Source organism: Pelomonas sp. KK5, assembly GCF_001984095.1.
In the GTDB taxonomy this organism is placed as follows: Bacteria; Pseudomonadota; Gammaproteobacteria; order Burkholderiales; family Burkholderiaceae_C; genus KK5.
Genome location: NZ_LYVQ01000235.1, coordinates 1 through 10070, shown reverse-complemented (window position 1 = coordinate 10070; position 10070 = coordinate 1). Strand labels below are relative to the sequence as shown.

General features: G+C 71.4%; 12 protein-coding genes. 1 reads left to right on the top strand and 11 read right to left on the bottom strand.

Annotated features, from left to right (window positions below; translation table 11 throughout):
• The 10 genes from B0W88_RS26090 to B0W88_RS26050 all read right to left on the bottom strand — a co-directional run.
• The coding region (locus B0W88_RS26090; protein WP_198937938.1) for a hypothetical protein at positions 1 to 869 on the bottom strand (869 nt) is incomplete at its 3' end.
• A complete protein-coding gene (locus tag B0W88_RS26085) occupies positions 866 to 1240 on the bottom strand; it encodes a response regulator (RefSeq protein WP_083749078.1) in 375 nt (124 codons plus the stop codon). The genes B0W88_RS26085 and B0W88_RS26090, both read right to left, overlap by 4 nt.
• A 39-nt stretch (positions 1241 to 1279) precedes the next feature.
• Positions 1280 to 3277 (bottom strand): response regulator, encoded by a 1998-nt coding sequence (locus B0W88_RS26080; RefSeq protein ID WP_077037514.1) that lies wholly within the window; start codon positions 3275 to 3277, stop codon positions 1280 to 1282.
• On the bottom strand, positions 3274 to 4167 hold the full coding sequence (locus tag B0W88_RS26075; protein ID WP_083749077.1) for a sensor histidine kinase KdpD: 894 nt from the start codon (positions 4165 to 4167) through the stop codon (positions 3274 to 3276). Before B0W88_RS26075 ends, B0W88_RS26080 begins: the two co-directional genes overlap by 4 nt.
• Complete coding sequence (locus B0W88_RS26070; RefSeq protein WP_077037516.1) at positions 4164 to 5153, bottom strand: SpoIIE family protein phosphatase; 990 nt, start codon at positions 5151 to 5153, stop codon at positions 4164 to 4166. Before B0W88_RS26070 ends, B0W88_RS26075 begins: the two co-directional genes overlap by 4 nt.
• An 8-nt stretch (positions 5154 to 5161) precedes the next feature.
• Positions 5162 to 5584 (bottom strand): anti-sigma regulatory factor, encoded by a 423-nt coding sequence (locus B0W88_RS26065; RefSeq protein ID WP_077037513.1) that lies wholly within the window; start codon positions 5582 to 5584, stop codon positions 5162 to 5164.
• Positions 5550 to 5948: an STAS domain-containing protein gene (locus tag B0W88_RS26060; RefSeq protein ID WP_077037512.1), complete on the bottom strand. Its 399-nt coding sequence runs from the start codon at positions 5946 to 5948 to the stop codon at positions 5550 to 5552. The genes B0W88_RS26065 and B0W88_RS26060 overlap by 35 nt, the downstream gene beginning before the upstream one ends.
• 8 nt (positions 5949 to 5956) lie before the next feature.
• Entirely contained in the window at positions 5957 to 6802 is an 846-nt protein-coding gene (locus B0W88_RS26055) for an STAS domain-containing protein (RefSeq protein ID WP_077037511.1), read from the bottom strand.
• Between the two features lie 136 nt (positions 6803 to 6938).
• Positions 6939 to 7088: a hypothetical protein gene (locus tag B0W88_RS33850; protein ID WP_158080947.1), complete on the bottom strand. Its 150-nt coding sequence runs from the start codon at positions 7086 to 7088 to the stop codon at positions 6939 to 6941.
• Positions 7060 to 8190: an SLAC1 anion channel family protein gene (locus B0W88_RS26050; protein WP_083749075.1), complete on the bottom strand. Its 1131-nt coding sequence runs from the start codon at positions 8188 to 8190 to the stop codon at positions 7060 to 7062. Before B0W88_RS26050 ends, B0W88_RS33850 begins: the two co-directional genes overlap by 29 nt.
• A gap of 113 nt (positions 8191 to 8303) precedes the next feature.
• Between B0W88_RS26050 and B0W88_RS26045 the strand changes: the two genes are divergently transcribed.
• Positions 8304 to 9275, top strand: coding sequence for a GlxA family transcriptional regulator (locus tag B0W88_RS26045; RefSeq protein ID WP_077037509.1), 972 nt, complete (start codon positions 8304 to 8306; stop codon positions 9273 to 9275).
• Here B0W88_RS26045 and ligD read toward each other — a convergent pair.
• The coding region (gene ligD, locus B0W88_RS26040; protein ID WP_077037508.1) for a non-homologous end-joining DNA ligase at positions 9251 to 10070 on the bottom strand (820 nt) is incomplete at its 5' end. The genes B0W88_RS26045 and ligD overlap by 25 nt on opposite strands.

Genomic DNA, 10070 nt, shown 5'->3' with positions numbered 1-10070 from the left:
GTACGGCTGAAGCCGGCGGTCACGTACAGCGGATAGCCCTCCAGCCGCTGGAAGGCCACCAGCCGCGTCTCCCGCCCCTGCGTGGCCGGCAGCACCACCTGGCCGCCGGCGGTGCCGGCGCGGATCTGCGCCAGCGTGGGGCTGTCGTCGGGCACGCGGCTGCGGCCGTCGGTGGCCTCGGGCCAGCGGGCGATGATCTCGCCGTCGGTGCGGATCAGTGCGAAGGTGGCCAGCCTCGGCACCTCGGAAGCCAGCGACTGGTAGTAGTCGCGGAAGTAGCCCGGCGCCAGCGAGACGGCGACGATGCCGCGGAAGCTGCCGTCGGCCGAGCGGCGACGGATCGTCGCATTGCTGATCTCGCGGCCGGTCTGCCGGCCCTTCAGCACGGCGCTGATGCCCAGCGGCTGCGCGGCGTCGCGCTGGGCCTGGAAATAGGGCCGATCGAGGACGCTCGCATTCGGGTCCACCGGATAGATGTCGCTGCGGGCGATCGGCGTTCCCTGGGCGTCCCAGACGTTCATGTTGACGACGAAGGGCAGGCCGGCGGTCATGTCGGCCAGGCGCTGGTGGATCTCGCGCTCGCGGGCGCGGGCCGCCTGGTCGCTGTCGCTGGAGATCGAATCGGCCCGCTCGGCGATCTCCGCGGCGATGCGGAAGGTGCGCAGCGCCTGCTGCCAGACCAGCCGGCAGGCATGCTCGGCGGCGGCCTCGGCCTCCCGCTCGGCATTGCGGTAGCCCCACCAGGCCGCGCAGACGAAGGCCAGCAGCGGCACCAGGAAGGCGCCCCACAGCACCGCGCGCAGCCAGCTGATCAGCGGCGTGTCGCCGCCCGTGCGGGCCGCGGCTGCGCTGCTGCTGTCCACGCTCATGAGACGGCGGGCTTGCCTTCGAGGATCGCGATCATCTGGTCCAGGTCGACCGGCTTGACCAGGTGCCGCTCCAGGCCGGCCGCGGCGGCGCGGCGGTGGTCCTCGGCGCTGCCGTGGCCCGACAGCGTGATCAGCCGCAGCGCCGGGCCGGACGCGGCGCGCAGCGCCCGCGCCAGCTCGAAGCCGTCCATGCCCGGCAGGCTCACGTCCAGCACCGCCACGTCGGGCAGGAACTGCGGCGCCAGCGCCAGCGCCGCCCGCGGCGTGGCCGCCGTCGCCACCTCGAAATCGCTGAAGCGCAGCACCTCGGCCAGCGTCTCCAGCGCATCGAGGTTGTCGTCCACCAGCATCACGCGCCGTCCGCTTCCCATGAGCTCGTCCTGTTCCCGGTTATCCGCTGATTCTGGCCATTATGTGCGGCCCGCCAGTTGCTGGATCATCTGCACCAGGCGCAGGTGCCGCACGGGCTTGGCGCAGTGCTGGTCGAAGCCCGCCGCCAGCGCCTGTTCCTGGTCCTGCGGCCGCGTGAAGGCGGTCAGCGCAATGGCTGGCAGCCGCGGCAGGCCGGCGGCGGACTCGCGTTCGCGCAGCTGCCGGATCAGGTCGTAGCCGTCCTGGTCGGGCAGGCCGATGTCGCTCACCAGCACGTCGGGCCGGCCGGACTTCAATGCCGTCATGGCGGACTCGAAGTCCTGCGCCAGCGCCACCTCCGCGCCGCGCTCGCGCAGGATCAGCTGCAGCATCGAGCCGGCCTCGCGGTCGTCCTCGACGATCAGCAGGCGCAGCCCGGTCAGCATCGGGTCGATGGCCGGGTCGGCGTCGAACTCGCCGGGGCCGGAGACCTCGTCCGCCGGCTGGCCCTCGTCGGCCAGGCGGCTGCTCGCCGGCAGCCGCACGGTGAAGCTGCTGCCCTGCCCCAGCCCCGGGCTGTCCACGGCGATCGTGCCGCCATGCGCCTCCACCAGCTGCTTGACGATGGACAGGCCCAGGCCCAGTCCGCCCTCGCCCTGGCGCCGCACGGCCGGGCTCTGCGAGAAACGGTCGAAGGCCAGCGGCAGGAAGTCGGCCGACATGCCCTGGCCCTCGTCGCGCACGCCGAGGGTCAGGCCTTGCGCGTCCTCGGCCAAAGAGACCCAGATGCGCCCGCCGCGGGGCGAGAACTTCAGCGCATTGGTCAGCAGGTTCCACAGCACCTGCTGCAGGCGCGAGGTGTCGGCGCGGATCGCGTGGAACGCCTGTCCCTCGGGAATCTCCAGGATCAGCGGGCTGGCGTTCTCCTCGAAGCTCTGCTGCATCGCCTGCACCGCCTCGCGCACCAGCTCGGCCGGGTCCGCCCATTCGAGCTGCATCGGCAGCTTGCCGGTATTCAGCCGCGAGATGTCCAGCAGGTCGGTGATCAGGCGGCCCTGCAGCTTGACGTTGCGGTCGATGGCCGCATAGCCGCGCATCTGCTCGGGCGTGCCGCCGCGCTTGGCCAGCAGGTGGGCCCACTGGATGATCGCGTTCAGCGGCGTGCGCAGCTCGTGCGAGAGGACGGCGATGAAGTCGTCCTTGCTGCGGTTGATGCGCTCGGCCTCGCTGCGCGCCACCCGCTCGCGCTCCAGCAGCTGCTTGCGCTGCTGCTCCAGCGCCGCGCGCACGCTGATGTCGTTGACCACCACCATGTCCAGGCCCGGCTCGATGTCGCGCGACACGCTCCATTCGAGCTGCAGCACATGGCCCGAGGGATCGAGCACCGGGAACTCCCAGCTCAGCAGGTGGCCGTCGCGGCGCGCCATGTCCTGGGCGATGGCGCGGGCCTCGGGCGGCGCGAACTCGGCCACCGCGTGTCCCACCAGCTCGGCCTCGTCGCGGCCCAGCAGGCGCTGCAGCACCGCGTTGACCTGCACGAAGCGGCCCTGGCCGTCCAGCAGCCCGATGCCGCAGGGCGCCTGCGAGTAGATGGCACGGAACTTGGCCTCCGAGTGGCGCATCGCGTCCTCGGCGATGCGGGTGCGCACCAGCGCCTGGACGGTGGCGATCAGGACCGCCGGCTCGACCGGGCGGGTCAGGTAGGCATCGGCGCCGGAGTCCAGGCCGCGCACCTTGTCGGCATCGGTGACATAGGCGGCCGTCAGGTGCAGCACCGGCATGCGGGAGGTGCCGGGCCGCAGGCGCAGTTGCCGGCACAGCTCGAAGCCGTCCATGTCGGGCAGATGCACGTCCACCACCATCGCCGAGACCTCGTCGGTGGCGGCGGCGAGGCCGGCGGCGCCGGTGGCCGCCTCGGCCGTGCGGAAGCCCGCCTGGCGCAGCAGGCGCACGGTCGCATAGAGGCTGGCCGGCTCGTCGTCGACGACCAGCAGCAGGTGTTGCGAACGGTCGATCGGCCGGAAGCCGCCGCCGCCCTCGTCTTCCGCGGGAGTCATGAGGGCCCGGTTGTCGTTGATGAGGAAGAAGATGGCTTGTCCTTCTTCGGCGGTGGTGTGGTTGCTTCGGCGAGCCGGATCGGCACCCTGACGCTGAAGACCGAGCCCTTGTCCGGCACGCTGTCCAGGGTCACGCTGCCGCCCAGCAAGACCGCCAGCTGCTTGCTGAGCGAGAGACCCAGCCCGGTGCCGCGCAGCCTCTTCTGCAGCGGCGAATGGAGCTGGGTGAAGTCCTGGAAGATCAGCGGCTGGAGCTCGGGGGCAATTCCGATGCCACTGTCGGCCACGGCGAAGACGACGAAATCCCCGTCCTGCACGGCGCTTACGCGCACCTCGCCGCTGACGGTGAACTTCAGCGCATTGGAGATGAAGTTGCGCAGGATCTGCGAGAGCTTGCGGTCGTCGGTGTACAGCGGCCCGGCGAAGCTGCTGTCCTCGAAGATCAGCGTCACGTCCGGGTTCTGCAGCAGCGGCTTGAACATGCCGCGCAGCGCGGCGAACAGGTCCACCATCTCGAACCAGGCCGGCGAGATCTCGACGCGGCCGGCCTCCACCTTGGCCAGGTCCAGCAGGTCGTCCACCATCTGCGAGAACTCGGCCGAGGTGCTGGCGATGAAGCCCACCTGGCGCCGCTGCTCGGCGCTGAGCGGGCCGTCCACCTCGTCCAGCAGCAGCCGCGAGAGGCTCTGCATCGAGGTGATCGGCGTGCGGAACTCGTGGCTCATGTAGGCCAGGAAGCGGCTCTTCAGCTCGGTCGCGCGGCGCAGCTGCTCGGCCTGCACGTCCAGCTCGGCATAGAGGGCGACGACGCCGCGGTTGGTCTCGTCCAGCTCCTCCTGCAGCGCGGCGAGCTGGGACTGCAGCAGTTCGACCTGGGTGTCGTCGTTCATCGCGCCCGCCGCTTCAGCGCCACCACGGTGGCATCGTCCCGGCCGCGCAGGTGCTCGCGCAGCAGCCATCCGCACAGCACCGCCGGCTCGCACTGCAGCAGGCCCGGCGTGTCGTCCAGGTTCCAGCGGGTGACGATGCCGTCGGAATGCACCACCACCACTGCATGCTCGCCCCAGGCGTACTCGATGTCCTGCGTCTTGCGCACCTGCAGGCCCAGCGTGCCGTGCTGGCTCATCAACGAGCGGTCCTCGACGCCGCTGAGCAGGCGCCCGCAGATATTGCCGGCCCCGGCATAGCGCAGCCGGCCGACCTGCGCGTCCAGCGCCACCAGCGACGCCGCGGCGCCGCGCGTGGCGCGCATGCCGGCATGGGCGCGCTCCAGCGTCAGTGCCGGCGAGGCATCGACCGGCGCCGCGGCGAAGATCTGCAGCGCGGTGTCCGAGGCCACGGCCGCGTCGGGCCCGTGGCCGAGGCCGTCGGCCACCATCAGGGCGGCCAGCTCGCCCTCGACGCGCAGCGTCCAGCCGTCGCCGCTGACCTGCTCGCCCGGCGCGGCGACATTGATGCCCGCGTAGTGGAAACGGCCCGGCAGCGGGGCGCCGCCCAGGCGCGCGTAGATCACGCTGCCGCGGCCGAGGATCGAATAGGCGGAGAAGGTGTCGGCCAGCCGGCGCGCCGCGCCCAGGCCGGTGCCGGGCGTGCCGCCGGTGGAGTAGCCGTCGCGCAGGCAGGCGGACACATCGGCCATGCCGGGCCCGTCGTCCAGCGACAGCAGTTCCAGCGCGCCGCCCGCCCCCTCGCCCACCAGCATGCGGCCGCCACGGGCATGGCGCGCCAGGTTGGAGGCCAGCTCGGTCACGATCAGCGCGGCGCGGCCGGCCAGGGTCTCGTCGAAGCCCAGCCGGGCGGCAACGCGCGCCACCGCGCGGCGGGCCTCGCCGACCTGGCTGGCCTCGTGTACCCGGATCTGCAGGAAGGGCGTCATCGCGGCCATCACTTCCAGCGCGTGATGGTCACGCAGGTGCCCTGGCCCGGCGCGGTGCGGATGTCGAACTCGTTGACCAGGCGCTTGCTGCCCGACAGGCCCACGCCCAGGCCGCTGCCGGAAGTCCAGCCGTCGGTCAGCGCCAGCTCCATGTCGGGGATGCCGGGGCCGTGGTCCTCGAAGGCCAGCTTGAGGCCGTTGCGGATGCCCTGGGTGACGAAGCGCCAGCGCATCTCGCCGCCGCCGCCGTAGACCACCGCATTGCGCGAGAGCTCGCTGGCCGCGGTGATCATCTTGGTCTGGTCGACCAGCGAGAAGCCGAGCTGCTGGGTCAGCTTGCGCACCATCTGGCGGCTCATCACGATGTCCTGCTCGTTGCGCAGGGGCATCGTGCCCTCAGGCGGGTTCTGAGTCGTGTTCGTGGTCGTCATGGCCATCGGTCCGGGTTGCCACCGCGAGCAGAGCCATGCCGCGTTCGACATTCAATGCCGTCTTCACACCCTGGAGCGAGAGCCCCAGTTCCACCAGCGTGATCGCCACCGCCGGCTGCATGCCGACGACGACGGTCACCGCATCGAGCACGCTCGCGATCGCCGAGATGTGCGTCAGCATGCGGCCGATGAAGGAGTCGACGATCTCCAGCGCCGAGATGTCGATCAGCACGCCGGCGGCGCCGTGGCGCTCGATCGCCGCGGACAGGTCGTCCTGCAGCGCCAGCGCGGTCTGGTCCTGCATGTCCACCTGGATGGTGACCAGCAGGCAGCGGCCCATCCGCAGGATCGGGATGCGGTCCATGGCGGCCTCTATGCACTGGCGGCGCCGGGCCTGGCGCGCGTGACGGTGTAGCCGTTCCTGCGCAGCGCCAGCGAGAGCGCGTCGGCCAGCGTGGCCTTGGTCGTGATGCCCTGCAGGTCGATGCCCAGGTGCACGATGGTCTGCGCGATCTGCGGGCGGATGCCGCTGATGATGCAGTCCGCCCCCATCAGCCGGATCGCGGTCACCGTCTTCAGCAGGTGCTGGGCGACCAGCGTGTCCACCGTCGGCACGCCGGTGATGTCGATGATCGCCAGCTCCGAGCCGGTCTCGACGATGCGCTGCAGCAGCGACTCCATCACCAGCTGGGTGCGGCCGCTGTCGAGGGTGCCGATCATCGGCACCGCCAGCACGCCTTCCCACAGCTTGACCACCGGCGTGGACAGCTCCAGCAGTTCCTGCTGCTGGCGCGAGATCACATCCTCGCGGGCGCGCTGGTAGGCGGTGACGGTCCACTGGGCCAGCTTGTCCAGCAGCGTGGAGATGGCCCAGATCGCGGCCATCAGCGCCTGCGGGTCCACCGACAGCTGCTTCTGCAGCGCCTGGAACAGCGGGCGTTTCAGGGCGAGGATGAAGTGGCTGGTCTCGCCGGCGGTGGCGCCCTGCGCGGCGCGTGCCTGCGAGAGCTTGGCCAGCATCTGGCGCACCCGGCCCCACACCGCGGCGTCGATCTGCTCGGCATCGGCGCCGCCGCGGATCGCGTCGTGCAGCGCATCGAGCAGTTCGGAGGCTTCATGTTCATCGGCGTTCTGGCCGGCCTCGGCCATCCAGTCGCGCAGCACAGCGCTCTTCTCGCGCTGCAGGATCTCGTCCACAGCCCTGTTGTCGGTCTTCATCCGTGTCGTCCCGTTCATCGCGTGGATCCCGCCGGGGCGGGAGCTAACGGCGAATATCGACGCAGTGTGTATCAGGACGTGTAGGACAACAGGACATTCAGGCGTGCGGGCATGCCCCTTGCCCGAACCACGTTCCTCAGCCCAGCGGCTTGTACAGCGGCGGGTCTGGCAGCGGGAAGAACTGCTGGTCGCGGTCCAGGAACTGCTGCTGCAGCACCTGCTTGATGCGGCGCTTGCGGCTCAGCGGCTTGGGGACGTCATCGGGTCGCGGTCGGGACTTGCTCATCATCGGATCTCCGCAGAATCCCCCGGGCGGGGGTCGCTTGCGATGGGTCCATGATGGGCGCGCGGCGCGGCGCCGGGTGTAGGCGGAAGTCCCGATTCGGGATCGGCGGCTTCCGGGAGAGGATGAACGTCCGGCCCGCATGGCGCAGGGTCAGCCCGCAGAGCACCGCCAGCGCGAGGCTCAGGAAGGCCAGCAGCAGCCCCGCCAGCGCCTGGGAAGCCGGGCCCGGATGCACCGCCGCGTACTTCAGCGCCGCGTTGGCCAGCGCCGCGATCGGGAAGCCGATCGCCCACCAGCCGGGCCCGAAGGCGACGCCGCGGCGGAACACCTTGGGCGCCAGCACCACGAACATGAACAGCCCGAAATAGAACAGCAGCCCGGCGAAGCGGTCCACGTCGCCGACCAGGTTCACGTAGGCCAGGAAGCCCACCTCGAAGGGCGCGACCAGGATCATCAGCGAGGGCCGCATCGCCTCCGGCAGCGGCGCATGGTGGATCAGCCGCGAGGCGATCATCGTGAACATCGCCAGCGCCAGCACCGCGCCGATCGCGGCGGCGAACAGCATCAGCTCGCCCGCCCAGGGCATCGGCATGTGCGCACCGGTGACCGGGATGTCCAGCGTCGCCACCCCCGGGATCAGCCAGGCCGGCAGCGCATGGGCCGGGTCCGCCTGGCCGCGCAGCAGCCGGCCGACGACCACGTAGGCCAGCGCCAGCGTCACCACGCAGCCGGCCACCCAGACCGCCTCGCCCAGCAACGCCGCATGGGGGCGCAGCACCGCCGACACCAGCAGCAGCGAGATCGACACCGTCCCGAAGAAGTTGCCGACCACCGGGTGCCCGAACTCCGCCTTGACCACGGACGGATGGCGCACGACCTTGGCCAGGTAGCCCAGGCCCATGCCGAGGAACACGGCCACCGCCAGGGCGCCGACCCCCTCGGCCACGCCGCCGCCGAAGCCGTACTGCGCCTGCACCAGGCGCCAGGCCAGGGCCAGGCCCGACAGTCCCATCACCGCAGCGAAGAGATTGACCGGCAACTGCGCGAGCGACGGGGCCGCGGGCGGCGCCTCGATGGGGCTGGATGCTGGAGGCTGGGACATGGCTGATCCTTGAGCTGGCTGGATTGTCGATATGCGGTAGTTTCAGCCATACTCGCCATGGCTGGTTCATTGGTGACCAGGCGTTTTCAGCCAAACATCGCCCCCATTCCGCCATGCTCGTCGCCCTGCTCGCCTGCCCCCGGGTGCAATTGCTGGACGTCGTCGGCCCCGCCGACGTGTTCGCCGAAGCCTGCCGCCAGCTCGGCGCACCGCAGGCCTACCGGCTGCGCGTGATCAGCACCGGGCCGAAGCTGATTCGCAGCAGCAGCGGCCTGGCGCTGGCGGCCGACGCCACCGTGGCCACGCACCGCGGCGCCATCGACACGCTGCTGGTGGCCGGCAGCCCCGACGTGGACGGCATCGTGGCCGACACGGCCGCGCAGGCCTGGCTACGCCGGCAGGCGCCGAAGGTGCGCCGCCTCGGCTCGGTCTGCAGCGGCGCCTTCCTGCTGGCCGCAGCCGGCCTGCTGGACGGCCGCCGGGCGGCCACGCACTGGAACTTCGCGGCGCGCCTGGCTGCGCTGTATCCAGCCGTGCAGATCGATGCCGATGCGATCTGGCGCTGCGACGGCGGGCTCTACACCTCGGCCGGCGTCACCGCCGGCATGGACCTGGCGCTGGCGCTGGTGGAGGAGGACCACGGGCGCGAGCTGGCATTGCGGGTGGCGCGCGAGCTGGTGATGTTCCTGAAGCGGCCGGGTGGGCAGTCGCAGTACAGCGCCCACCTGGCGGCGCAGGCGGCCGAGCGCTCGTCGATCCGGCAGGTGCAGGAACACATCCTCGCCCAGCCCGGCGCCGACCTGGGCGTGCCGGCGCTGGCAGCCTTCGCGGGCATGAGCGAGCGCAACTTCGCCCGGGTCTTCCATGCCGAGGCAGGCACGACGCCAGCCGGCTTCGTCGAGCAGGCGCGCATCGAGGCCGCGCGCCGGATGCTGGAGGAGACGGCGGCACCGCTCAAGCGCGTGGCCGACGCGGTCGGCTACGGCCATGTGGACGGCTTCCGCCGCGCCTTCCAGCGGCGCGTGGGCGTGGCGCCGGCGGAGTACCGGCGGCGCTTCAGTCAGTCGTCCGGCCCGGGCAGGTAGTCGAGGACACGCATCGCCTGCGTCAGCGTCTGCCTGCGGGCCGCCTCGTAACCGTCCCAGGCGGTGTCCGGCCCGGCCAGGCGCGGCGCGATCGAGCGGATCGTCCAGTGGTCGCCGCCCTTCAGGGCCGGCAGTTCATCCCAGCCCACCGGCACCGACACGCCCATGCCCGGCCGCGCGCGGGCCGACCAGGCGGCCACCGTCGTCGCGCCGCGGCCGTTGCGCAGGTAGTCCACGAAGATGCGGCCGACCCGGTTCCTCGGCCCGCTCCTGGCCACGAAGTGATCGGGCAGCGTCTTCGCCAGGTGCTTCACCACGGCCTGCGACAGGCCCTTGGCCGCCGCCCAGCCGGGCCCGCGGCGGATCGGCACGACCACGTGCAGGCCCTTGCCGCCGCTGGTCTTCAGGAAGCCCTGCAGCCCAAGTTCCTCGAGCATCGTGCGCACCAGCGTGGCGGCCTCGCGCACGCGCGCCCACGGGACGCCTTCGCCAGGGTCGAGATCGAAGCAGATGCGATCGGGCTTCTCGAGCATCGCGGTGGTGGCGTTCCAGCTATGGAACTCCAGCGCGTTCATCTGCACGGCGTCCAGCAGCGCCTTGCGATTCGGGATCTCCAGCAGCGCCTCGTCGCCCTGGGCATGCTTCTGGAAGAACAGCGCCCCGTCCACCCCGTCCGGCCCGCGCACCAGGGCGATCGGGCGTTGCTTGAGCTGCGGCAACAGGCGGGGTGCGGCGGCGGCGTAGAACTCGGCCAGCTCGCGCTTGGTGATGCCGGTGGAGGCATCGATCACGCGC

Coding starts and splice junctions, on each gene's coding strand:
- B0W88_RS26055 (WP_077037511.1), bottom strand. CDS start 6,802: ATGAAGACCGACAACAGGGCTGTGGACGAGATCCTGCAGCGCGAGAAG.
- B0W88_RS26075 (WP_083749077.1), bottom strand. CDS start 4,167: ATGAACGACGACACCCAGGTCGAACTGCTGCAGTCCCAGCTCGCCGCG.
- B0W88_RS33850 (WP_158080947.1), bottom strand. CDS start 7,088: ATGAGCAAGTCCCGACCGCGACCCGATGACGTCCCCAAGCCGCTGAGC.
- B0W88_RS26065 (WP_077037513.1), bottom strand. CDS start 5,584: ATGACGACCACGAACACGACTCAGAACCCGCCTGAGGGCACGATGCCC.
- B0W88_RS26045 (WP_077037509.1), top strand. CDS start 8,304: ATGCTCGTCGCCCTGCTCGCCTGCCCCCGGGTGCAATTGCTGGACGTC.
- B0W88_RS26050 (WP_083749075.1), bottom strand. CDS start 8,190: ATGTCCCAGCCTCCAGCATCCAGCCCCATCGAGGCGCCGCCCGCGGCC.
- B0W88_RS26080 (WP_077037514.1), bottom strand. CDS start 3,277: ATGACTCCCGCGGAAGACGAGGGCGGCGGCGGCTTCCGGCCGATCGAC.
- B0W88_RS26085 (WP_083749078.1), bottom strand. CDS start 1,240: ATGGGAAGCGGACGGCGCGTGATGCTGGTGGACGACAACCTCGATGCG.
- B0W88_RS26060 (WP_077037512.1), bottom strand. CDS start 5,948: ATGGACCGCATCCCGATCCTGCGGATGGGCCGCTGCCTGCTGGTCACC.
- B0W88_RS26070 (WP_077037516.1), bottom strand. CDS start 5,153: ATGACGCCCTTCCTGCAGATCCGGGTACACGAGGCCAGCCAGGTCGGC.